We start from the raw sequence: 23,951 nt of genomic DNA, 5'->3' as shown, positions 1-23,951 counted from the left end.
ACGGCAAACCGTCTGAAAGGATGAGAGCAGTGAACGAGCAATTATTTACGACAGAACGTCTGATGAGTAACTTCAGAGAATACATGCAACAAAATGAAGCGTACATGACAAAAATCCAAGCATTAAACGCCTATTACAAGGTCGTCGCCGGATCGATTCTGGCGGATCGTATCGCCAAAAATGCCGATTTGATCGTTCGGATGCGTCATCTCGAAGAAGCGTATCAGAAAGTGGCGCAGGAAACACGATGAAAGAAATTCGATTACATGACGTCAAACGCGTGTTTGCGTCTTCTACGGAACAGCTTCCTAAAAATGCCGCAGCCGTTTTAGTCCCACTAGTAGAGCGGGACGGGGAAGTGCATCTCTTATTCCAAGTACGGGCGAAGACGTTGCGTTCGCAACCGGGAGAAATTGCATTTCCCGGCGGTCGGATTGATCCCGGAGAACAGCCGAGAGCAGCGGCAGTGCGGGAAACAACGGAAGAATTGAATATTCGCGAAACTGAAATTGAAATCATCGGAACATTGGAACCGCTCGTCACGCCCAATCGTTCCATCATCTATCCGTATCTCGGCATCCTGACAGCGGAGGATATTCAGCCGTCGCCGATGGAAGTCGACCATATCTTTTATGTGGCGCTTGCCGACTTGCTTGCAGCAGAACCGATTCAAGGTGAAATGGAGTGGCGGATTCGTCCCGATAAAACCGTTCCAACGGATCGTCTGGCGAACCGGGATGCATATGTCGACCGGACATATAAAACAGTCGAACATTTTTACGAACATGAAGAGTATTTGATTTGGGGACTGACTGCGAAGATTTTACGGCAGATGTTACGTACCTTGACGCAATACTAGCTTTTTCACAGGTTCTTTTATATGATTAAGACTATCTGAACGTGTCAGGAGATGAAGAAGATGGAAGAAGAAGAGTTATTTGATTATATCGTCGGTGATATGGTAAAAACAAAAGAAGGTTGGGTGGCGGAAGTCACGGCTGTATTAACAAATACGGTAGTAGGCGATCTCTCGCATACAAAAAACTTCGAATCTCTTGGGTTTGAATTTGAGAAACAAGTTTTAATCAAATCAGAGATTGAATTATTAGAGCGTAAGACAAAATAAACAGTAAACCGGACAGAATCTTCTGCCGGTTTTTTTGTGTCTTCCAATCGTGTAAAGCAGGTTTCAGAACGGTTAAATCAGGGAAATTTTACAAAGATAATAAAGAATAGACTTGACTACATTAAGGTGCTGGAGGGATCGTACGTGATTGAATTTAAAGCAGTTGGAAAAACATATCCAGATGGAACGAAAGCGGTCCGCGATTTAAACTTTACAGTCGATCAGGGGGAAATCTTTTGTCTGATCGGTCCGTCCGGTTGCGGGAAAACGACGACGATGAAAATGGTCAATCGATTGATTGATCATACGGAAGGGCAAATTTGGATCAACGGTCAACCGATCATGTCAATCAATGAACACGAGTTGCGTCGTCAAATTGGTTACGTCCTTCAGCAAATCGCCTTATTTCCGCATATGACGATTGAAGAAAACGTAAGTGTCGTTCCGCATTTATTGAAGTGGGACAAAAAGAAGGTCGAAGAACGTGTCCATAACCTCTTCCAGTTAACCGGTTTAAATGAGAATTTAAGAAAAAAATATCCGGGGGAACTTTCGGGCGGCCAGCAACAGCGGGTGGGTGTCATGCGGGCTTTGGCGGCAGAACAAGACGTCATCTTAATGGATGAACCGTTCTCAGCCCTTGATCCGATTTCAAGAGACCAATTACAAAACGATTTGTTGCGCTTAAACGCAGAACTCGGGAAAACCATTTTATTCGTCACCCATGACATGAATGAAGCGTTAAAGCTCGGCAGCCGGATCTGTTTAATGAATGACGGCGAGATTGTTTTGATTGGGACAAAAGAAGAGATTTTGGCCAGCAAAGATGAATTTGTTCAAGAATTCATGGGTCAAGTCAGGGGGACTGTCCAATGACAGGATTGTTTGAGACGTACCAAGACCGAAAGACGGAATTGTTGCAGGCGTTGATTGAACATATTCAACTGTCTGTTTTATCACTGGTGATTGCCTGTGTGATTGCCATTCCCCTCGGTATCTATCTGTCGCGCCACAAAAAGTTCAGTGAATGGTCGATCGGGGTCACTTCAGTCATCCAAACGATTCCTTCACTCGCGTTACTCGGTCTGATGATTCCGCTCGTCGGCATCGGGACAGTCCCATCCGTCATCGCTCTTGTTTTATATGCCCTTCTTCCAATCGTCCGAAATACGTATACGGGCTTAGCGGAAGTAGACCCTTCACTGAAGGAAGCAGCGCGGGCTTGCGGGATGACACCGATGCAGAGTTTGATGAAAGTTGAGCTTCCGCTTGCCTTGCCGGTCATGATGGCCGGGATTCGGACGGCGATGGTTCTGATTATCGGGACGGCTACGATTGCCGCCTTGATTGGAGCCGGCGGACTTGGTTCGATCATCCTGCTTGGGATTGACCGCAATGACAATTATTTGTTATTACTCGGTGCGATTCCTGCCGCCTTGCTCGCTCTTTTGTTTGACGGATTGTTAAGACAGACAGAAGTCGCGACTAAAAAACGTCAAACCGGTCGACTTGTGGTCGCTCTAGCCTTGATTGCAGCATTAATCATTACACCATTCGCCCTCGGAAGGACGGAACAACCGGATCTGGTCGTTGCCGGTAAATTAGGGGTCGAACCAGAAATTCTAATGAATATGTATAAACTGGTCATTGAAGATCAGACGGATTTGAACGTTCAAGTCAAACCGAACTTCGGGAAGACGACATTCGTCTATAAAGCCTTACAGTCCGGTGATATTGATTTGTATCCGGAATTCACGGGCACAGTGCTTGCCAGTCTGACGAACGAAAAGCCGGTCTCGAACGATAAACAAGCTGTTTTTGAGCAGGCACGCGATGGTCTTGCTAAACAAAAGCTGGCACTGTTGCCTCCGATGAACTATAACAACACCTATGCTGTCGCCGTTCCGAAAAAGGTGGCAGACCAATATCAATTAAAGACGATTTCCGATTTACAGCAAGTAGCGGATCAATTAAAAGCCGGATTTACATTAGAGTTTAAAGATCGGCAAGACGGCTATAAAGGAATTCAAGAAAAATACGGTGTCAATTTCAAAGAAGTGGTGACGATGGAACCGAAACTACGTTATAAAGCCGTCCAGTCGGGTGATATTCAAGTCATCGATGCGTATTCGACCGATCCGGAAATCGCCAAATTTAACATGGTTGTGTTAGAGGATGATCAGCAACTATTCCCGCCTTATGAGGGGGCTCCTCTTCTTCGACAAGAGACGTTAGACGAATATCCGGAAGTCGAACAGGCATTAAAGCAGTTGGATGGAAAAATTTCCGACAGCGAGATGTCAAAAATGAATGAAGCGGTCGCTTATGGCGGGAAAACAGCCAATCAAGTCGCACGCGACTATTTACAGAAAGAAGGAATTCTGAAATGAGATTGCTATTGATCAGTAACCCGACGGCCGGGTCCAACCGCGCCGGACTTTTACAGGATGTGATTGATCCGTTGGCAGCGATGTTTGACGAAATCGTCATTCGGCAAACTGCCAAAGTCCTTGATGCCTTACATTTTGCAGAAGAAGCGGACGGTTTTGATGCCCTCGTCGTCATCGGCGGGGACGGGACTGTTTTTGAAGTCATCAATGGAATCGCGAAACTTGAGACCCGTCCGGTTCTCGGTATCATCCCGGGTGGTACGTGTAACGACTTTGCCCGGACGCTCGGATTACCAATGGTGCCACGGTTAGCTGCCGGAATGATTGCGACCCAGCAAATCGTCGAAGTCGATCTCGGGCAGGTCAATGATACGTACTTCTTGAACTTCCTTGGTTTAGGTCTGATTGCGGAAGCTTCCATCGGAATTGATACAGAAGAAAAAGCCCGTCTCGGTAAGATGGGATATTATCTCTCAACGATTCGATCCAGTATGGAGGCAGAACCGTTTTCTTACGAGCTCAAGTTAGCGGAAGGTCAAAAAATGACGGGAGAAGCCGTGCTGATTTTAGCTGCGAACGGGGAATCACTGGGTGGCATCGGAACCAATCTGTCAGAAGGCGCTTATAACGACGGAAAACTTGATCTTGTCATCGTTGATGAAGTGAACTTGACGACAATCCGCGATGTCATCTTACAAAAAATAGGTCTGGCGACAGAACCGTCGTTTACACATATTTTGACAAGCGGCTTCACGTTAAAAACCGACTCTCCGAAAGTCATTGATACGGATGGAGAAAAAGCGATGCATTCGCCGATCGAAGTCAAAGTATTACCAGAGTTTTTGAAGATGTACAGTGGACGGATTGATGCATTAACATGAAACGAATCATCAATTAAATAAAGTGTTTTCGGATCGAAGTTCCTCATACGGACTTCGATTTTTTTTAGGATGAAACATCGTTAATTCAGCGCGAATATGCGGTTATGCTTTGACGCTTTAAAGAAAATGTTTGATAAAGGATGACTTCCTGGATGAACTTTTGTACAATGGAAAAGTATTTTTGAAAAGGAGGGTGAGCACATGAAGGGAAATGCATGGGCTTCAAAGATTGGATTTATTTTGGCGGCAGCTGGATCAGCGATCGGGCTGGGCGCAATTTGGAAGTTCCCATACACAACGGGAACAAACGGAGGCGGGGCATTTTTATTATTATTTTTGGCCTTTACGCTTTTGCTCGGATTACCGGTATTGATTGCCGAATTCTTAATCGGGCGGACGAGTGGCAAAACCGCCTTACGAGCTTTTTCAGAGCTTGGTCATAAAAAATATACGTTTATTGGTTGGCTCGGTGTTATCGCGTGTTTTCTGTTGCTCTCATTTTACAGTGTCATCGGCGGTTGGGTTCTCATCTATATCGTGCTAGGGTTTTCCGGAAATTTAACGTCGATGAATGGGGCGGACTTGGGTGAATTATTTGCGACAGTCTCCGGTTCGCCCGGTTATGCCATTACAGGACAGTTAATTTTTCTGATCATTACGTGTGTGATTGTCTTACGCGGAGTGCAGGCCGGTATTGAAAAAATGAGTAAAATCATGATGCCTTTACTTTTCCTCTGTTTCATCGTTCTTGTCGTTCGTTCGTTGACACTCGAAGGAGCAGGCGCGGGAGTCCGCTTCTTCATCGAACCTGACTTCTCGGCCCTGAACCGGACATCGGTCCTTAGTGCGTTAGGGCAAGCGTTCTTTTCTTTATCGTTAGGCGTATCAGCGATGCTGACTTATGCTTCGTACATGAAGGAACGGGGACAAATCAATCGTTCCGCGATCTGGATCGTGTCGTTGAATGTGGTCGTCTCCTTGCTTGCAGGATTCGCCATTTTCCCGGCTGTTTTCGCATCCGGTCTCGATCCGGCGGAAGGCCCTTCGTTATTGTTCATCGTCTTGCCGACGGTGTTTAGTCAAATCCAATTCGGATCGTTGTTCTTGGTCCTGTTTTTCCTCTTGTTCGCATTCGCATCGATTACTTCATCTATTGCGATGCTTGAAGTGGTGGTGTCCGCTATTACGGACCGGAAAGAAACCGCGACGTTCCGGGATAAAAAACGAAATACGATCATTGCCACGATATTAATCGGGGTAATCGGTATTCCATCCGCTCTTTCATTTGGTATGGCAGCTGACATCACATGGATGGATAAAACGGTTTTTGACTGGATGGACTTTACCGTTTCCAATCTCCTGATGCCGATTGGTGCCTTGTTGATTTCATTTTTTGCCGGATTTAAATTGGATCGCGCTCTAGTCGAACAAGAACTTGTCACAAGTCCGCTGATGAAACGGATTCTTCCGTTTTGGCGTTTCAGTATTTGTTATTTAAGTCCGCTCGCCATTTTGATTATCTTGATTTGGCCGCTGTTTGGTTCTTAAAAAAAAAAGGATAGTGACAGATCATAGTAAAAAGTTCGTCTGCAGTGTTTTGCGGACGGACTTTTTTTGGTTGCCGGTATGATGGCAGAAATCAAACTTGAGACGGATGTCACGCTCGATAGATTATGGTGAAATAAGAAATAGAGAGGACTAACATTTCTCTAAAACGGGAAACTTTTTGTTATATGATGCGTAATGGTAAGATATAAGTAACAAATAATTAAAGTGCAGACAGTGAAGACAGAATAGAAGAAACAATCAAAAGGGGTGGTGATGAGGTGAAGTCTTCTACATGGTGGATCTTTGGTTCCATCGGTCTGATGTTCGTATTTCTTCAAGTGGCGGATGCCTTGAATTTTTCCGGCATTTTTATTGCACTGGGTCTCTGGTTCATTTGGAGCGGTTATCGTGCAAAACCGGGAAAACGGTATCGGACTGAACGGAAATCAACGGAATTAAAACGAAAAAATGTGAAAAAGAAACTGTTGCTTGATGATGAAGATGAGTTTGTCGGAAGTGTCATCTTAAAACCGGAACAAGCAACGCGAAGGTTCGATGAAACGGATGATTTAGAGCTTCAGGTCTTACAGCGGACGGTCGAAGAAGGATTTGCTAAACTTCAATCCTTCGATAAAATCATTCCGGCGATCCGGGATAGTGAAGTCCGCTCTGAAATGCGGATTGTTTCCCGGGAAGCCCATGTCCTGTTTGAAGAATTGTTCACGGCGCCGCGTGAAGTCAAAAAAGTCCGTGATTTCTTTACATTTTATTTGGATTCGCTACTCTCGATTTCAGAAAAGTTTGCGGATCTCGAACGGCGAGGAGCGCAAGTTCAACTTGACACACGGGAACAGTTGCAATCCAATCTGAAACTGATCGCCGAGAAGTTAAAACAACAGCAATCGTTGTTGTTAGAAGGCGATACAGTAGACTTAGAACGTGAATTGTTAACGATTGAAAAGGTTTTGGCACAAGAGTCAGAACAACGAAAACAGGAGGAGAGTTATAAACATGACCCATTCTGATAACAACAGTTGGCAACAATGGCCGGAAGAAGAATCAACGACACAACCGACAATTTCGGATCCGTCCGTTGACTTGAACCTTGCGGAAGCGACATCCCGTCCGGCTGCACCGGTCCGGCCGGTCGAAGACATGATCCCGAGTGACGTTCCGGCAGAACAACGCCAAAAAATTGAACGGTTGCTCCAAGTCATCGATTTAAACAAATCAGATGCCGTCATGCAGTACGGGGCACCGGTTCAACGCGAATTGTCACAGTTTTCAGATCAAGTGTTGAGTGAAGTGAAAATGAAAGACGGCGGCGATGCCGGCAAACTTTTGTCGGATTTAATGCAACGGGTCCGTCAGATGGATCCGGACACATTACAGGAAAAGAAAAGTTTCTGGTCCAATGTTCCGGTCATCGGCCGGGCGAAGAAAAAAGCAGAGACGTACTTTTTACAGTACGAAAAAATGAGTGCTTACCTGGAAGAAGTCGTTCATAATCTGGATCGTTCAAAATTCGGTTTGATGAAGGACATCACGCTGCTTGATCAGATGTATCAAAAAAATAAACGGTACTTCGAAGAACTGAACCTCTACATCGCTGCAGGGGAAACAAAGATTGCACATGTCAGAGAACATGAAATCGAACCGTTACGTATGGAAGTCGAACGGTCACAGGATCAGACGCGGATACAGGAACTCAATGACATGATTCAGCTCGCTGATCGATTTGAAAAGAAAATCCATGACTTAAAACTGTCACGGACAATTAGTTTACAAATGGCTCCACAAATTCGTGTCATTCAACAAAACAATCAAATTTTAGCGGAGAAGATTGAATCAGCGGTCGTCAATACGATTCCACTTTGGAAAAACCAAGTCGTTCTCTCGCTCAGTCTGTCGCGGCAAAAAACAGCCCTGCAGATGCAAAAAGACGTCACGAATACGACGAATCAATTGTTGGAACAAAATTCACGACTGCTCAAAGATTCATCGATCGAAATTGCAGAAGAAAACGAAAAAGGAATCGTGTCTGTTGAGTCCTTGAAAGTGGCGCATCAAAACCTGATCGAAACGTTGGATGAAACGCTTCGCATTCAACAGGACGGAAAACAAAAACGTCGTGATGCGGAACACGAGCTTGAACGAATGGAAAATGAATTGAAGCAAAAAGTCATGGAAGTGGCTTCAAAAAATCGCGAATTACCAAACCGCCCTTACTAAGGAACACATTTATGTGTTCCTTAGTGGTTTTTTTAAAATAGTTATTCAGGGGGAGAACGTTATGATGAAAAAACAACATCAATGGGATACGACCTGGCTTTTGTTTGCACGGATGATGGCGGATCGCCATTCAAAGTGTGCGTCAAAGTCAGTTGCCTGTGTCATCGTCAAAGATGAGAAACCGATATCGATCGGAATCAATGGAACACCGAGTCAGCACGTGAATTGTAATGAAATCTATTTAAAGCAGGACAACATCCTGTATAAAGCAGAAGCCGAAGGACAACAGCGAAAGACAGATGCCTTGTCAATCGTACATAACGGTCAAGTATTTTACCGCTGTGACAACCAAGAAGAACACCATGAATGGTCGAAGATGAACGAGATTCATGCTGAAATCAATGCACTCGGAAAACTTGCGGCCGACTCGACGAGCGCCCGCCATGCGACAGCCTATGTGACACACAGTCCCTGTCATGCCTGCAGCTTAGCCTTGATCGCCTCGAAGATCGATCGTGTCGTCTATTCAACAGGCTACGAATACGGGGATGGTTTGACACTGATGCGTCAAAGCGGGATCGAAGTTCTTCATCGTCCGTTAACAGAAGAATATTTTCTTGAAAGAATTTTCGATAAAGACTTGTAAACGCTTCCATTGCATTGTATTATGAAATTAAGCATTGCCATGGTAATTATTCACTCTTCCATTCGGGATAACTTCAGAAGAAGTTATCCCACTTTTTTTTGAAAAATAAATTGACATATTTCCAATATTCTGCAATGATGTATATAGAATATGACGAAGCGGAATGCCGCATTTTCATTAGAAATGTCCATCAAGGAGCTGGAATGCCAGGTCGTTGAAAAAAAGTCCTGACTCATTTGAGTCAGGACTTTTTGTATGCTTAATGCAGGATGGCCCAGGAAGTTTGAAGGCGCTCGGCTCGAACACGTACTTTTTTCGCCGTCGCGCCGGCTAACACGGTCATCAAACGTTGACAGAGAATGTCGGGTTGTGTTTGATGAAGAAACAGTTGCTGGATGAACCGTGAGAAAACGACATCGTTCGTTGCGAGTTGCCGTTTTAATGTCTCATGGGACATGCGATCGATTTCTACCGTATCAAAGCCGGCACCCGGATTAAATGACGAGACAATCAACAGCTTAACAGGGGCTGCTTCAAGTGATAAACCAAGTGCCTCCACTTGTCGGCATGCTAAGATCATTTCTTGATCAATGAGTTGATGTAATAAACAAGGATTTTTCAGAGCAAGCGGATCATAAACCGAAACGGCTTGACGAAGCTGTTCACGAGTGACAATAGTTTGTTCCGGCTCCAGTTCTGAAGCTTGAACAGTGTCATAACAAGTCGATAATGAAAAAATCATCCGGTAATCCTCCTTATCATGGATAATTTGTCTTCACTTGTCATTTTAAATCATAAATGAAGCGCTTACAATGAATGTTTTAGCATATGCAGGAATCAGGAAGATTTGTTATCATGAGAGGCAGAGTAAATGAGAGGAGTGTTGACGATGATTCGATTATTTAAAGCGATTCCCGAGCTTGAATTGCCGGTTTACAGCGGAGAAGACTACCCGGTCGACGGAACTGAGAAGACGACCGGCTTTCTGATCTCGAACCATGTTCCTGGAGAACAGGTGGAAGAAACCTTGCTTGTCGCATCGGCTGAAATTAAAACAAGTCAGACAGGTCGTGAATGGTTACAGTTCACCTTCAACTCTCCAAGTGGTTCCTGCAAAGGGAAACAATGGTTGAACCAGGGAACAGCAGAAGAGGCGATGCGTCCGTATCTTGAAACCGGAATCGTTCATGTCTCGGCCAAGGTAGATGAATATCCCGTTGATTCCGGAAACAAATCTTTAACGGTCCAGCGGGTGAAAGCTGTGCACGATCAATCGGGTACCGCCTATTTACCGCAAATGCCAGCAGGTGAATCCGCACAAGACTACCGTGATCAATTGATCGGACTGGTTGAAAAAATGGAGGCACCGCTCCGGCAAGTGGCACATCGGGTGGTAGCCGCCTATTGGGACGATTTTTCGACCCGTCCGGCAGCCTTGTATCACCATCATGCCTATATCGGTGGATTGTTAAAGCATACAGCGTGTATGATGACGATCGGTTTTGGGATTTGTCAATCGGAACGACCTGATTTGACGCTGTTACAATGTATTCAGGAAGCCGAAGCGGATCATAAAAATGATTTATTCCAAGCGGGTGAACGGGACATGCGCCAATTTGCCTGGGATGACAGCTTTGATGCTTTGTACCAGTCGGCCCGGTCGATTGCCCTGTTGGACGAACGACCGCACCAGGATGAGTTACTGTTGGGTATTTTATTGCACGATATCGGAAAAATCTTTGAATATACCCACCTTGGAGCAAGCGGTGACCGTTTTTCCCGTTTGGTCCAAACAGAACCAGCCAGTGAACAATTATCCGGAATCGCTTTAGATCCGAACGGTGTGTTGGTCGGTCATATGCCGTACGGATGTTTTGTCCTGGAACAAGCACTCCAAGCAGAAGCCGTCCGTCTCCCGGTCAATCAATATCACCGGTTGATGCATATGATTCTATCCCACCACGGCAAAAAAGAGTGGGGATCAAGCGTCACACCGCAGACAACAGACGCCTGGTATTTGCATGCCATCGATTTACTCGATGCGCGGAAAGAAAAATGGCGCCAGTCGCAGTTAACATAAGGAGTGAACCTATGTCTGAACGTATTCAAACGACCCTTGTCACCGGCTTTTTAGGGGCAGGGAAAACGACATTATTAAACCGGATTGTTTCGAATCCGATTGAAAAAGTAGCATTACTCGTCAACGAAGTCGGTGCCGTCAACATCGATGAAGCCTTGATCGAGCGAAGTGACGAAGAAGTCATCGAACTGACGAACGGTTGCATCTGTTGCTCCATTCGCGGTGACTTGCGGGATGCGTTACTTCGGATTGCGAAAAAAAGACGGCATGGTGAAATGACATTTGATCGTTTGATTGTGGAAACAACAGGGATTGCCGATCCGGGTCCAATTTTACAGACGTTCTATTTTGAACCGGCGGTTGAACAGCAGTATCAAATATCAAGTGTCATTACAGTCGTCGATGCTTATCAACTGGAGCGGCAGTTAACATTTGAAGAAAACGTCCGCCAAATCGGGTTTGCTGATACTTTGTTGCTGAACAAAACGGATTTAATTTCGGAGAATGATGTGACGGTTGCTCTCAAACGTTTATCCGAATTGAACCCAACGGCGTTAATTTTACCGACGGTCGAGTCCGAAACACCGATCGAACAGTTATTTGAAACATTCCATTTTCCGAAACAGGAAGAAGAACGATTGGCTCAACAAACGGACGGCTTGCAGAAGGCGGCCGATTCCTTTACTGCGTTAACGATTACAGAACCAGTCCCGTTGCATCGGCAACGTTTCGGTGCTGTCCTGCGAGAAATTCTTGAGGCGTATGCGGAAGATTTATACCGTTATAAAGGTATTCTTCATTTTTCGGATACGGATCGGAAAACCATTTTACAAGGAACAGGCATGATTTACGGAACGGCAACACGCGGTGAATTTGAAGGGTCCAAACAAACAACGCTGGTCTTCATCGGAAAAAATCTGGATGAACAAGCGATTCGAAAAGGTGTAAAGGCGGCGAGAGAACATGGTTGAGTTGTATTTTGACGGAGCGGTCCGTCCCTCGAATGATGATGCGGCAGTCGGTATTTTCTGCAAAAATTCAGAAGGTCAGGTCATTGAACGGACGTTTCGGATTACGGCTGAAAATAATCACGAAGCTGAATTTCAGGCATTTTTAAAAGCAGTGGAATTAGCGGAAGAATTAGCCGTACAAGGAGAAAGTGTGTTTTCCTTCCGGACGGATTCAGAAGCTGTTTCGTTGGCAGTCGAACGCGAATTTGCCAAAAACAAACGGATTCAAATTTATTTTGATCCGGCATTTGAACGGTTTTCCCGTTTACCGCTTGCATTCGTCAAATGGATTCCACGGTCGGAAAATAAAGCCGATCGTGTGGCAAAAGATGCTTTAAATGAATATGAATAAGAAAACTGACCGGATCGCACAGATCCGGTCAGTTTTTTCATAGAGACGTCTCATCGACCGGATCTTCCAGTCGTTCGACTAAAATTTGATCAATCCGCCGACCATCCAAGTCAACCACCTCGAAACGATAACCATTGCTCGTCACGTGACTTCCGCGGACCGGAAACTCGCCGAGCAGATATAAGACGAGCCCGGCGACCGTATGATAACTATTTTTTGCTTCGCCAGGTAACTCTGTTTTAATATCGAGTACCCGTTTTAAATCATCGATATGCAGTAACCCGTCTGCCAAATAAGATCCATCCGTCCGCTGGACAAGTTCCGGTTCCTCTTCGACCGTCGAGATTTCACCGACAAATGCTTCCAAGATATCAAATAATGTAATCATTCCCAAAAAACCGCCATATTCATCGAGTACAAAGGCAATGGAAACCGTTTCCTTGCGCATCCGTTCGAGCAGGACAGTCGCTTGCAATTGTTTCGGGACGATAAGCGGAGTGTGAATCATGGACTCGATGACAGCAATCGGTTGCTCGGCAGCGAGAATTTCCTTGGCATCGATGTATCCGACGAAGTGATCCAAATCACCGTGACCGACAGGAAGATTCCGGTGTTTTGCACTTCGTAAATCAGCCAAGATCTCGTCGGATGAATCCGTCAAATCAATCCATTCCGTCACCGTACGCGGTTCCATCAATTCATATGCCAACTGATCGTGAAACGCGAATACACGCGAGACTTGTTCTGCCTCTGACGTTGCGAACGTCCCTTCTTTTGTCCCGCGAATCAACAACTGTTTGACTTCATCTTCCGTCTCGTCTTCCATTTGCAGCCGGTCGAGTCCGATCATCCGGAAAATAACGCTTGTTGACTTACTCAAGATGAAGATGAACGGCTTTAGGACACTTGAGAATATCCGCATCGGTTGTGCCAGAAGCATCGTGACACGCTCCGGACTGACAAGGGCAATTCGTTTTGGGACCAGTTCACCGACGACAAGCGATAAATAAGTGATGATCGTGACGACGACGACATAGCCGATCGTACTGGCGTAAGGTGCCAGCCACTCAAAACCGGCGAGCCAGTCAATCAACGGAGCGGATAAAGCAGCACCGCCAAAGGCTCCGTTGATGATGCCGATTAAGGTAATACCGACTTGAACCGTCGACAGCAAATCCGTCGGACGTTCCAAAAAGTCGAGAGCGATTTGAGCGGATTTTTTTCCGTCGTCGGCATATTGTTGCAGCTTGGATTTTTTGGAGGACAGTAAAGCCAGTTCCGTCATCGCAAAGACCCCATTCGCCAAAATTAAAAGTAAAACAATTGTTAAATTGATCAACCACATCAAGCATTCACTCCTTTTCGATAACAAACTATTCCCCAAACCGGCCTCTATCATTCCCATTCGTGACGGTTTCCGTTAAACTATTAATGTATCAGCAGATAAAGGGGGAAATGATTATGGAATACCGTTTAGAACATGACACGATGGGGGAAATTCGTGTCCCGGAAGCACAGGAATGGGGAGCACAAACACAACGCAGTCTGGAAAACTTTAAGATCGGTACGGAAAAGATGCCAATCGAAATCATTCGGGCATTCGCCGTTCTGAAAAAGGGCGCAGCATTAGCCAATCGTGATCTAGGGGTTTTGGATCAAGAGAAAGCGGAAGTGATTGCGGAAGTCTGTGACGAAATCATCGCCGGACAGTTCGACGCAGAATTTCCACTGGTCGTTTGGCAGACGGGTTCCGGCACACAGTCGAACATGAACGTCAACGAAGTGGTTGCCCGGGTCGCAACACGGAAACTTGCCGAGCGGGGAAGTGACAAGGTCATCCATCCGAATGATGATGTCAATAAATCACAAAGTTCAAACGATACATATCCGACGGCGATGCATATTGCGGCGAAGACGATTGTCATCGATCAACTGTTGCCGGCAATCGATGCGATCCACGCAACGCTTGACGAGAAAGCCAAAGCCTTCTCAGACATCGTCAAAATCGGCCGGACCCACTTACAGGACGCAACACCGATTACACTGGGTCAGGAAATCAGCGGCTGGGTCCGTATGTTACAGCTTTCGAAAAAAATGATTGAATTGACACTGGAACCGTTGACGGAACTGGCAATCGGCGGAACGGCTGTCGGTACGGGCATCAATGCCCATCCGGAATTCGGGGACCGGGCAGCTGAAAAAATGAGTGAAGAAACCGGGAAATCGTTTGTCAGCGCAGAAAATAAGTTCCATGCCCTGACGAGCCATGATCAACTCGTCTTTTCCCATGGAGCCATCAAGGCACTTGCGATGGATGCGATGAAAATCGCCAACGACGTCCGCTGGCTTGCATCCGGTCCGCGTGCCGGAATCGGTGAGATTACGATTCCGGAAAATGAACCGGGAAGTTCGATCATGCCCGGAAAAGTCAATCCGACACAAAGCGAAGCGTTGACGATGGTCGCTGCTCAAGTTCTTGGAAATGATGCGACAATCGGATTTGCTGCAAGTCAAGGGAACTTTGAACTGAATGTCTTTAAACCGGTGATTATGTATAACTACATCCAGTCGGTTCGGTTATTGACGGATGCCCTGCAGTCGTTTAATGATCACTGTGCCATCGGAATCGAGCCGGAGCGGACTGTCATCGCCGAGAACGTCGAACGTTCCTTAATGCTTGTCACGGCACTCAATCCGCATATCGGGTATGAAAATGCAGCTCGGATTGCTAAAGCTGCGCACAAAGAGGGTACAACTTTAAAAGAGGCGGCACTTGCCACCGGTTTATTGACAGAAGAACAATACGATCAATGGATCGTTCCGGCGGACATGGTTCATCCGAACTTAAAAGCATAATCGAAAACGAGGGTCTTCCCTCGTTTTCTTTTCAGTCGAACGGATGATTTCGGCTGTATAGAAAGAGAGGGAAGACACGTGGAAACAACCAAACAACAAATTGAAAAACAAATCAATCAGACGATTCTGATGGTCGAACGTTTACTCCGGATGGATACGGTTCCGAAATCGGAGTTGCTTGTTTTCGCACAATGGCTGAACCGATTCAGCGAATATGATCAAGCAAATTTCTTTGAGCGGCAGACAGCAGGCTGGGGAAGTGAATTGAACGGGGCAGCGGAAGAAGTCACGCATGAACAAATCGTGAAGCTGCTCGCACCGGTCATCGATCATTTGTCAGAACGGGGACGGAAGAAAGTCGTGCGCAAGGAAATGATTCTTTCGGTCACGAAACGGTTTTTGGATAACATTCAATGGAAAAAAGCACTGGAGCACGAAAAATACATGACACGTTTTTTCGGTTCAATCGAAGATACACTGGAAGTCGGATACGATTTGCATGTCGATGCGATGCTGATTGATTACGAAATCATTCGCATGACAGAAGATGCATTGCTGAAGAAGTTGATTAAAAAATTGGAAACCGCGTTCATTCCGCTGATTTTGATTGGTCCGAATGACCCGACTGTCCGTCAGATGTGTTATGCACTTGGAGCAGATGATTACTGGGATGAGACGGTAGGGATCGACGAACGTAAGATTCGCCTTCAGCGGTTGCTGCGGAAATTACGTGCCGTGTCTTCATCGATGTTAGTTGATGAGTTAACAGGTGCCTTCAACCGAAAATATCTTCAAAATGCTTACCGGAGACGGACATCGCGGTTGGAACGTGATCATCAGCTGTTTGCTCTGGCCATTTTCGATTTAGACCACTTCAAACGAATCAATGATTTGCATGGACATCCAACAGGTGATCTTGTGTTGACTGAACTGGCAGCTTTGACGAAACAAGCTCTCCGACAAGACGACGAATTGATTCGCTTCGGGGGTGAAGAATTTATGGTGCTGTTTAGTGCAGACAATTCGAAACATGCCGCAGAGATGATGGAAAGGGTTCGGGCACGAATTGAACGTCATACCTTTCCAAACGGGTTGAAAGTAACGGTTTCAATCGGATTAACGATTATTGATGATGCTCTGATGGATCTAGAAGAGATGACGTCTGAAGCAGACGAAGCCCTCTATCAAGCCAAGCGAAACGGACGGAACCAGGTCATCCTGTACGCGATGGCAACTGCCAAGGAGAAGCTAGAGGTCGTCATTAAGGTCGAAAAGACGTTACTGCCATCTCTTTCACGGATGGAGTTACCGTTTCATCCGAAATACGATTTTAATCTCGTAGCTGACGATCAAAAAACAACTGGCGCGATTGAGCTTTACGTAATGCCGCTCGAACGACTGGCAACGTCAGATTTTAAGCTAGTTAAGCAGTGGAAGCAGGCACGGGAGGCCCTCATTGACGTGATTGCGATTGCCGATGAAGAAAATCAACTGCTGGGACAGGCGCTGGAACGCGGCGTTACGGATTATTGTTTATCTCCGCTTGATTCCCATCAGTTGGAAGAGCAAATTCGCCAATGGGTGATTCGTCTGCCTTAAAAAGACCGAATTAAAAAAGCATCCTGACTTCTTGGAAGTCGGGATGCTTTTGCTTGAAACGTCAATCGAATGATGTTTATTCAAGAACACGATCAAATTGCTTAATCGTAAAAGCCTCTGCATGTTGCGTATCCACAGGGTGATACGTTTCGGAGGAGCAAACGAAATGATCAGGAAGAACGGGATAGTAAACATCCCCTTCGATGTGGGCATCGATTTCCGTCGCATAAATCCGCTCGATAAGAGGGAGAGTCTGCTGGAACAATTCGCCGCCGCCAATCAAAAAGACCTCCTCGTCCGACTCCGCGTAATTCGCCAGTCTGTCTAAGTCATGCCAAATGGTAATGCCTTCCGCATGAAAGTCCGGATCACGTGTGATGACGATATTTTCGCGTCCCGGTAATGGCCGTCCGATTGACAGAAAGGTTTTTCGACCCATGATAACCGGTTTACCGTAAGTCGTTTTCTTGAAATGAGCTAAATCAGCCGGCAAGTGCCAAGGCATTTCGTTATCCCGTCCAATGACCCGGTTTTTTGTATAGGCAACGATATGCGAAATCATACGGCGACGACTCCTTTAATGTGCGGATCAGGGTCGTAGCCTTCGATAATGATATCGTCAAACGTAAAGTCTTCAATGCGCTCGACTTCACGGGCAAATCGAATCGTCGGCAAAGGTTTCGGATTTCGACTCAACTGGAGATTCACTTGATCCAGATGGTTCGAATAAATATGGGCATCTCCTAAAGTATGAACAAAATCGCCGACTTCAAGTTTACAGACATGAGCAATCATGTGCGTCAACAAAGCATAGGAAGCAATATTGAACGGGACTCCGAGGAAGACGTCCGCCGACCGCTGATAGAGTTGACAAGACAGTTTTCCGTCTGCTACGTAAAACTGGAACAACAGATGGCAAGGCGGTAAGGCCATCTCCTCCAGTTGTCCGGGATTCCAGGCACTGACAATCAAACGACGGGAGTCCGGATTGACTTTGATCTGTTCAATCACATCTGCTAATTGATCGACGGTCGTTCCATCCGGTTTCGGGAAAGAACGCCACTGAGCACCGTAAACCGGTCCGAGATTACCGTCTTCATCCGCCCACTCGTTCCAAATACGGACACCGTTCTCTTGTAAATAAGAGATATTCGTTTCACCGGAGATAAACCAGATCAATTCATGAATGATCGATTTCATATGTAACTTTTTTGTCGTTACCATCGGAAAACCATCCTGTAACGGGAACCGCATTTGATGACCAAAAATACTGATGGTTCCGGTTCCCGTCCGATCTTCTTTTTTTACGCCGTTCGTTAAAATTTCCTGACAAAGTTGATGATACTGTTTCATGAATAATGTCCCCCTATGAAAGCTATCTTCCTATTGTAGCCGAATCCGTTCGGTCGAATCAACCGTTGGAGGAAGTCGGAAGATGACGGCGGAACAAATAACTGAACAGTCCGAACAATGGCACGAGGTCTCGCCAACCGAGCCGAGTATTCTCGCGTGCCCGAATACGGTGTAACATAAACAACTGTAAAATATAAAACATCACCACATCGACGGTCATCGTCCGAACGAATTGATTTGTCATGAAATAAACTCCAAAAATGCTCCAGTCAGAACGTGCCAAAGCCAACCAGATGATGATTGCCGACAGAACGGCTAACAAGGCGACAACATAAGGGATGAACTTCCGGCGCCGAAACGGTAAAAACGTTTGACGGGGAATTGCCAGGGCGAGATACGGCATCAGAATAAAAGAGCCTAATGCGAATGCGCCGAAACTGGCCAACATCGGTGAAGGTTTCAAGAAGCGTTTTTCATCCAAGAAGAGCATGAAAAAGGCTGCAGGATAGATCCCGAGTAATGAAAATAAACTGAGCGCAGACGTATCAAATTGGCTTTGATCGAATCGTAAAAAGGACAGGAGAAAACCGGACGGGAAAACTCTGTTATTCCCGAACAACAGTATAAAGATGATGGCGACAGCCCAGACAAGAAATAATAAATAACGACGATACATGTTGGTACGCCTCCTCTCTTAAATCATTTTCCTCAAACGGAAAAATTCAAACGTGAAACGATAGGTCCAGTATACCTGATTGCGTACAAGGGAATCTTCTTGTCCTGATTACAAGATTCGTGATACGCTAACGATGAAATAAATGGAAGCGCTTTTATTAAATGCGCAATCGATTGCGCAAATTGTTCACAAGAGGAGTCGATCAATCACATGGAACGTAAATGGTGGCATGACAGTGTGGTCTATCAAATTTATCCGCGGAGTTTCAATGATTCAAACGGAGACGGAATCGGGGATCTCGTCGGTATCATTGAAAAACTGGATTACTTAAAAAAACTTGGAATTGATGTTATTTGGCTGAGTCCGGTCTATGACTCACCAAATGATGATAACGGATATGATATTAGGGATTATGAAGCCATCATGAGCGAATTCGGAACGATGGCGGACTTTGATCTTCTGCTCGATCAGGCGCATGAGCGGGGAATCAAAATCGTAATGGATTTGGTCATCAACCATTCGTCGGACGAGCACGCCTGGTTTGCAGAGTCACGAAAGAGTAAGGACAATCCATACCGGGACTATTACATTTGGAGAAGCGCCAATGAAGACGGGACGCTCCCGAACAACTGGGGCTCGATTTTTTCCGGACCGGCTTGGGAACTGGATGAGGCGACAAACGAATATTACTTGCACCTGTTTTCTAAAAAGCAACCTGATCTGAACTGGGAAAACGAAAAGTTGCGTCAAGAAGTCTATCAGATGATTACGCGCTGGTTGGATCGCGGGATTGACGGCTTCCGAATGGACGTCATCAACTTAATTTCGAAGACACCCGGTCTTCCGGATGCGACGGTTCCTCCCGGTGCTCTATACGGGGACGGCGGACAACATTATATTAACGGACCAAGAATTCATGAGTTTTTAAAAGAAATGAATGACGCTTCTTTCGGTAATTACGATGTCTTGACGGTTGGTGAAATGCCGGGGGCGACGACTGACGACGCCATTCTTTATACAGATCCGGAACGCAAAGAAGTCAACATGGTCTTTACGTTCGAACATATGGACTTGGATTCCGGTCCGGGCGGAAAATGGGATGTAAAACCCTTTGACCTTCAGAAACTGAAAGAAAACTTCACGAAATGGCAAGTCGCCTTACACGAAAAAGGGTGGAACTCGCTGTACTGGAATAATCACGACCAGCCACGCGTTGTCAGCCGATTCGGAAATGATACGACGTATCGCGTCGAATCCGCTAAAATGTTAGCGACCTTACTCCACTTGTTAAAAGGAACTCCCTACATTTATCAAGGGGAAGAAATCGGCATGACGAACGTTGCCTTTGAATCGATTGAGGACTATGAGGATATCGAAATCCGTAATATGTGGAAAGAACGGACCGAGCAAGGGGCTTCACCAGCAGAGTTATTGCGTGCTGTCCATGTTAAAGGACGGGACAATGCCCGGACACCCATTCAATGGGATGCGACGGAGCATGGCGGATTTACGACGGGTACACCCTGGTTAAAAGTTAATCCGAACTATCCGACCATCAATGTCGAACTGGCCTTGGCGGATCCGGGTTCCATCTTCTATTACTACAAACAGTTGATTGCGTTACGTCATCAGCACGATGTAATCGTATATGGTGAATATGCCTTGATTTTAGAAGAGGAAACGGACATCTATGCGTACACAAGAACATATGAAAATGAAACATGGTACATTTACTGCTCATTCAGTCAGGAAGAAGTAACTGTTCCACTGTCTCACGATACTTCTGATCCGGTCATTGGAAATTACAATGAATCACCGGCAGGATCAAAAGAAGAGTTGGTCCTTCGACCGTATGAAGCAATCGTCTACCGGACGACACGATAAAATCAGAAAAACGATTAAAAATAAGGGTGGCGGACATGATATCCGTCACCCTTATTTTTAATCGTTGAAGTCCGCTCCTTCTAAAAAAAGAGAACGTATCCTTCTTGTTCTAAGTAAAACACGAGTCATTCAAGACGTCGTTTTGACGAATTGTTTGATCGTATCGATAATCTGTTGTTGTTCCTCTTTCATCGTTTCGAGCCGGATGCCGTACAAACGCTGGTCATCAATCCATTTTTCATGTAAAATCCGTCCGTTCAGCTTCAAAGGTTCGAGACCGGATATAAGAGAAAATTCAACGACGATTGACATCGAACGATCAATCGGCAGTTTCAGCGGTGTTGCAATCGCCATGCCACTCGGGGAGAGATTATGAATTTTCATCGATCCGACCGGTGTCCGCCGTCCCTCTTTGACAAGATAGAATTCACCGGAAACCGGTTGATCAAACTGATACCGGAACGATTCATTGCGTTTGATTTTCAAATGAACACCTCCTGACTTCCATTATCCGTTAAAAGAGAACAATCTTCTAGCGAAATGTTGAAAATCAGGAAGGTGATTGCATTATGCGGCCAAATCTTTCGAAGGAGCCGTCGGATGAATCCGTTTGGCAATATACATGAAAGGAGTCGCGACCCAGGCAATGACGAATTTAGCGAGATAAGTGGTGATGAAAATCTGCCACCAGATATCAAAGGGTAAGCTGTGAAAGGCGATTGCACAAAACGTTAATGTATCAATCAATTGACTGAGGACAGTCGAACCAGTGGTACGTAACCAAAGTTTCTTTTCACCCGTCTTCTGACGGATTTTTGAATAGATAAAGACATCAAACAATTGTGAGACAAGGTAGGCGGACAGGCTGCCGAGCGCAATCCAAGGAAGCAACCCGAATAGAAGGTTCAATGAGTTTGACATGTCTTTTGCGAGTGTGTCATTGAGCGGCGTATACAGTAAACTGTATTGCATCAATAACGTTGTCGTAATCAATGAGAAAAAGCCCATATAGACACCTTGACGCGCGACTTTCTTCCCGTACTTTTCATTTAAGATGTCGGTCGCCAAGTAACAGCTTCCGTACACGACGTTACCTAATGTGAAAATATAAGAATAAAGTTCGACTTGTTGTGTGACTTGGATATTGGCAATGATCGTTGCGATGGCAATCCACATCATCAGACCGGTTTTGCCAAATAGACGATAACTGAGTAATAATAATCCCATCGTAATTAAGATGGAAGGAAACCATAACCATTCGTTCATGTGAGAACTCCTTTCTGAATCATACAAACCAAGATTTTACGCTGTTTTTAGTTTGATGTCAAAAAAACCGACGCCTGATTGCGTCGGTCGAATTTCAAGGGCGTTGCAGGGAGTAACGTTTACGACGACCCTTGCTGAAGTAATCATTCTGTTTGACGAATCCGTTCGTCTCTAAAATCTTAGAAGCGATCTCTTGATGGGGAGAGGTCGGCAGGATACGGGCACGCACTTCGTAAAGAGCCAATACGTTTGACTGCTCGAGTGCCTGTTTTACCGCCTTTGTTCCAAAACCTTGTCTACTGTACGGATCAAATACCATCAAATCAAGTTGGAAATAATGCCCCATCTTTAATAAGAGTACGCGACCGATCAACTGTTCGTCGACGAGAATATCATAGTAGAAATCTTCGGCATAACTGTGTTCGACAGAATCGAAGGCACGTTCGGTTCCTAGCTCATGGTCGTACCCTTGAATTTCCTGACGAGATAATCCGTAAGCCTGTTCGCCGTACTTTAAAAAATGTTCGAATTCAGTCTGATCTACATGACGTAGTGTTCGACGTTTTAAATCCATGACGGTGTCCTCCTCTGATCGCATTTCACTCTGCTCATTTATTATAGCGACTTGAGGAAACAAATTGCAAAAGATAGCCGGAAGGAATCTCGCACCCGGAAGAGCGAAAAAGCAAGTTGTAAACGGATTGTGATTGTTTCATTTCATGATGAATATGGTAAAGTAATGATGTAGACATCTGTATGCTGGAAGGGGTTGGAAAATGTGTTCACAGAACGCGATGGAATCAAATTACGCTTAGAACAAATCGAACGCTTATATTCTGATTTGAATCGGGAAGCGAAACAATTGACGGAGCGGTTACGCCAACTTGACGAACAAGGGGACGAAGTCCGTCACGATCTTGCCTTAAATAAAGAAGATCGCGATCATTTGAAATCAAGTATTGACGAGACGTTGCAGGCGTTATTACAACGGACGACTGTCGATGCTAAAGTCGAACAAGAAAAACAAGAAGATTTGATTTCTAAAAAAGCACTCATCGAAGACATCGAAGGGTTATTGAAGAAAAAGAAATAAGCTGGCGCAGGCTAGCTTATTTTTTTCTAGGAGTGAAACGGATTGGATAAACAAAAAGTGATCTTGACGACATGCTTAAGACCGACAGAGGATGTGAAGATCAGAAGACAACAACTTTTTGAAACAGAACAAAACATCGACTTTGCTGTCGTAGAACGAAAAAAAATGAGTCTGCCGGCACTTCACAAGCAACATCAGCTACCCGTTCTTGTCGTGGATAAAAACCGGTTGGAGTACTATCCGTCAGGAACGGACAGTTCCTTTTTCTTTCATCCGTCCAGTGCGGTTTTTCGGATCAAACAATTCGACCGCGACGGTCATGACCCCTTGATTGCGATTGCCCGATTGCAAGAGGGGATGACAGTCCTTGATTGTACGTTAGGTTTAGGAGCGGATGCAATCATCATGAGTCATGCGGTCGGCCGGTCAGGTCAGGTCACCGGTATAGAGAGTAATCCGGTCACGGCACTGATCGTCCGGGAAGGGTTGCGGCAGTGGATTGAAGGATATTCGCCAATCGTTGAGGCGATGCGTCGGATTAACGTTCAACTGACGGAACACTTCACATACCTCAAACAATGCACGAGTAATTCGGTGGATGTGATTTATTTTGATCCGATGTTTGAAAAAACGATTTCGGAATCCACACATCTAGACGGATTACGGCAATTGGCAAACTATGAACCGTTGACAGAACATGTGTTAGCTGAAGCGAAGCGTGTCGCGCGACAAAGAATCGTCTTAAAAGCTCATTTTGAGAGTGATCTCTTTGAACGGTACGGATTTGAGCGTACGAAACGAAAGTCATCCAAGCTGCACTATGGTGTTCTTGAATTATGACGGCAAGAAACCCCTCTGAGTCAGTGAACTGCCCCATAAAAGTTGGACATAAAAATCCAACTTTTATGGGGTGTTTTTTATGGTCAAATATACGAAGGCGTTTAAAGTCCAGGTCGCTG

Annotated in this window: 26 protein-coding genes; 18 read left to right on the top strand and 8 right to left on the bottom strand. The window is 45.5% G+C overall.

Going from position 1 to position 23,951, the window contains the following annotated elements; genetic code table 11:
• Positions 1–29 precede the first annotated feature (29 nt).
• The 10 genes from yvfG (at position 30) to ABIC15_RS00085 (ending at position 8,823) form a co-directional block, all read left to right on the top strand.
• Positions 30–251 carry a protein YvfG gene (gene yvfG, locus ABIC15_RS00130; protein ID WP_012370629.1) on the top strand — a complete coding sequence of 74 codons (222 nt, stop codon included), beginning with the start codon at positions 30–32 and terminating at the stop codon, positions 249–251.
• The gene (locus tag ABIC15_RS00125; RefSeq protein WP_354019488.1) at positions 248–859 is read left to right on the top strand and encodes an NUDIX hydrolase; all 612 of its coding nucleotides are present in this window, start codon (positions 248–250) and stop codon (positions 857–859) included. Before yvfG ends, ABIC15_RS00125 begins: the two co-directional genes overlap by 4 nt.
• 60 nt (positions 860–919) lie before the next feature.
• Positions 920–1,126: a hypothetical protein gene (locus ABIC15_RS00120; protein WP_012370627.1), complete on the top strand. Its 207-nt coding sequence runs from the start codon at positions 920–922 to the stop codon at positions 1,124–1,126.
• A gap of 144 nt (positions 1,127–1,270) precedes the next feature.
• Complete coding sequence (locus ABIC15_RS00115) at positions 1,271–2,002, top strand: ABC transporter ATP-binding protein (RefSeq protein ID WP_012370626.1); 732 nt, start codon at positions 1,271–1,273, stop codon at positions 2,000–2,002.
• Positions 1,999–3,516, top strand: coding sequence for an ABC transporter permease/substrate-binding protein (locus ABIC15_RS00110; RefSeq protein WP_354019487.1), 1,518 nt, complete (start codon positions 1,999–2,001; stop codon positions 3,514–3,516). Before ABIC15_RS00115 ends, ABIC15_RS00110 begins: the two co-directional genes overlap by 4 nt.
• Positions 3,513–4,397 (top strand): diacylglycerol/lipid kinase family protein, encoded by an 885-nt coding sequence (locus ABIC15_RS00105; RefSeq protein ID WP_012370624.1) that lies wholly within the window; start codon positions 3,513–3,515, stop codon positions 4,395–4,397. The genes ABIC15_RS00110 and ABIC15_RS00105 overlap by 4 nt, the downstream gene beginning before the upstream one ends.
• A 201-nt stretch (positions 4,398–4,598) precedes the next feature.
• The gene (locus tag ABIC15_RS00100) at positions 4,599–5,945 is read left to right on the top strand and encodes a sodium-dependent transporter (protein ID WP_214764453.1); all 1,347 of its coding nucleotides are present in this window, start codon (positions 4,599–4,601) and stop codon (positions 5,943–5,945) included.
• A gap of 278 nt (positions 5,946–6,223) precedes the next feature.
• Positions 6,224–6,970, top strand: a complete 747-nt coding sequence (locus ABIC15_RS00095; protein WP_012370622.1) for a 5-bromo-4-chloroindolyl phosphate hydrolysis family protein — start codon at positions 6,224–6,226, stop codon at positions 6,968–6,970.
• On the top strand, positions 6,957–8,177 hold the full coding sequence (locus ABIC15_RS00090; protein ID WP_290828640.1) for a toxic anion resistance protein: 1,221 nt from the start codon (positions 6,957–6,959) through the stop codon (positions 8,175–8,177). Before ABIC15_RS00095 ends, ABIC15_RS00090 begins: the two co-directional genes overlap by 14 nt.
• 64 nt (positions 8,178–8,241) lie before the next feature.
• The gene (locus tag ABIC15_RS00085) at positions 8,242–8,823 is read left to right on the top strand and encodes a deoxycytidylate deaminase (RefSeq protein ID WP_413230423.1); all 582 of its coding nucleotides are present in this window, start codon (positions 8,242–8,244) and stop codon (positions 8,821–8,823) included.
• A gap of 259 nt (positions 8,824–9,082) precedes the next feature.
• On the opposite strand, the gene ABIC15_RS00080 is transcribed toward ABIC15_RS00085, so the two are convergent.
• Positions 9,083–9,565 (bottom strand): hypothetical protein, encoded by a 483-nt coding sequence (locus tag ABIC15_RS00080; RefSeq protein ID WP_318928409.1) that lies wholly within the window; start codon positions 9,563–9,565, stop codon positions 9,083–9,085.
• A 147-nt stretch (positions 9,566–9,712) separates the two neighbouring features.
• Between ABIC15_RS00080 and ABIC15_RS00075 the strand changes: the two genes are divergently transcribed.
• From ABIC15_RS00075 to ABIC15_RS00065, 3 genes are read left to right on the top strand one after another with little or no spacing between them, the layout of a single operon-like run.
• Positions 9,713–10,903, top strand: coding sequence for an HD domain-containing protein (locus tag ABIC15_RS00075; protein WP_354019486.1), 1,191 nt, complete (start codon positions 9,713–9,715; stop codon positions 10,901–10,903).
• A gap of 11 nt (positions 10,904–10,914) precedes the next feature.
• On the top strand, positions 10,915–11,874 hold the full coding sequence (locus ABIC15_RS00070) for a CobW family GTP-binding protein (RefSeq protein ID WP_318928413.1): 960 nt from the start codon (positions 10,915–10,917) through the stop codon (positions 11,872–11,874).
• On the top strand, positions 11,867–12,265 hold the full coding sequence (locus ABIC15_RS00065) for a ribonuclease HI family protein (protein WP_354019485.1): 399 nt from the start codon (positions 11,867–11,869) through the stop codon (positions 12,263–12,265). Before ABIC15_RS00070 ends, ABIC15_RS00065 begins: the two co-directional genes overlap by 8 nt.
• 37 nt (positions 12,266–12,302) lie before the next feature.
• On the opposite strand, the gene ABIC15_RS00060 is transcribed toward ABIC15_RS00065, so the two are convergent.
• Positions 12,303–13,610, bottom strand: coding sequence for a hemolysin family protein (locus ABIC15_RS00060; RefSeq protein WP_318928417.1), 1,308 nt, complete (start codon positions 13,608–13,610; stop codon positions 12,303–12,305).
• Between the two features lie 116 nt (positions 13,611–13,726).
• Here ABIC15_RS00060 and fumC point away from each other — a divergent pair, with 116 nt between their 5' ends.
• Entirely contained in the window at positions 13,727–15,121 is a 1,395-nt protein-coding gene (gene fumC, locus ABIC15_RS00055) for a class II fumarate hydratase (protein ID WP_290828626.1), read from the top strand.
• A gap of 78 nt (positions 15,122–15,199) precedes the next feature.
• A complete protein-coding gene (locus ABIC15_RS00050; RefSeq protein ID WP_354019484.1) occupies positions 15,200–16,720 on the top strand; it encodes a GGDEF domain-containing protein in 1,521 nt (506 codons plus the stop codon).
• Positions 16,721–16,796: 76 nt separating this feature from the next.
• Here ABIC15_RS00050 and ABIC15_RS00045 read toward each other — a convergent pair whose 3' ends face one another.
• The 3 genes from ABIC15_RS00045 to ABIC15_RS00035 are packed head-to-tail and all read right to left on the bottom strand — an operon-like array spanning position 16,797 to position 18,749.
• Positions 16,797–17,282 (bottom strand): dihydrofolate reductase, encoded by a 486-nt coding sequence (locus ABIC15_RS00045; protein ID WP_290828622.1) that lies wholly within the window; start codon positions 17,280–17,282, stop codon positions 16,797–16,799.
• A complete protein-coding gene (locus ABIC15_RS00040; RefSeq protein WP_290828620.1) occupies positions 17,279–18,073 on the bottom strand; it encodes a thymidylate synthase in 795 nt (264 codons plus the stop codon). Before ABIC15_RS00040 ends, ABIC15_RS00045 begins: the two co-directional genes overlap by 4 nt.
• 58 nt (positions 18,074–18,131) lie before the next feature.
• Positions 18,132–18,749: a hypothetical protein gene (locus tag ABIC15_RS00035; protein WP_354019483.1), complete on the bottom strand. Its 618-nt coding sequence runs from the start codon at positions 18,747–18,749 to the stop codon at positions 18,132–18,134.
• Positions 18,750–18,959: 210 nt separating this feature from the next.
• Between ABIC15_RS00035 and ABIC15_RS00030 the strand changes: the two genes are divergently transcribed.
• Entirely contained in the window at positions 18,960–20,633 is a 1,674-nt protein-coding gene (locus ABIC15_RS00030; protein WP_354019482.1) for a glycoside hydrolase family 13 protein, read from the top strand.
• A gap of 129 nt (positions 20,634–20,762) precedes the next feature.
• Here the strand turns inward: ABIC15_RS00030 and ABIC15_RS00025 are convergent, their stop codons facing one another.
• The 3 genes from ABIC15_RS00025 to ABIC15_RS00015 form a co-directional block, all read right to left on the bottom strand.
• A complete protein-coding gene (locus tag ABIC15_RS00025; RefSeq protein WP_318928426.1) occupies positions 20,763–21,119 on the bottom strand; it encodes a PilZ domain-containing protein in 357 nt (118 codons plus the stop codon).
• 81 nt (positions 21,120–21,200) lie between these two features.
• Positions 21,201–21,899 (bottom strand): queuosine precursor transporter, encoded by a 699-nt coding sequence (locus tag ABIC15_RS00020; RefSeq protein ID WP_290828612.1) that lies wholly within the window; start codon positions 21,897–21,899, stop codon positions 21,201–21,203.
• A gap of 94 nt (positions 21,900–21,993) precedes the next feature.
• Positions 21,994–22,473 carry a GNAT family N-acetyltransferase gene (locus ABIC15_RS00015; protein ID WP_318928428.1) on the bottom strand — a complete coding sequence of 160 codons (480 nt, stop codon included), beginning with the start codon at positions 22,471–22,473 and terminating at the stop codon, positions 21,994–21,996.
• Positions 22,474–22,677: 204 nt separating this feature from the next.
• On the opposite strand from ABIC15_RS00015, the gene ABIC15_RS00010 reads away from it, so the two are divergent.
• Together ABIC15_RS00010 and ABIC15_RS00005 are read left to right on the top strand one after the other, a co-directional pair.
• The gene (locus ABIC15_RS00010) at positions 22,678–22,992 is read left to right on the top strand and encodes a hypothetical protein (RefSeq protein ID WP_012370605.1); all 315 of its coding nucleotides are present in this window, start codon (positions 22,678–22,680) and stop codon (positions 22,990–22,992) included.
• Positions 22,993–23,049: 57 nt separating this feature from the next.
• Positions 23,050–23,832, top strand: a complete 783-nt coding sequence (locus ABIC15_RS00005; protein WP_483298749.1) for a class I SAM-dependent methyltransferase — start codon at positions 23,050–23,052, stop codon at positions 23,830–23,832.
• The last annotated feature ends 119 nt before the right edge of the window (positions 23,833–23,951 follow it).

It is taken from the genome of Exiguobacterium sp. PvP048, assembly GCF_040549175.1.
In the GTDB taxonomy this organism is placed as follows: Bacteria; Bacillota; Bacilli; order Exiguobacteriales; family Exiguobacteriaceae; genus Exiguobacterium_A; species Exiguobacterium_A artemiae.
The sequence above is the reverse complement of the archived record's forward strand: the minus strand, read 5'-3'. Positions and strand labels throughout refer to the sequence as shown.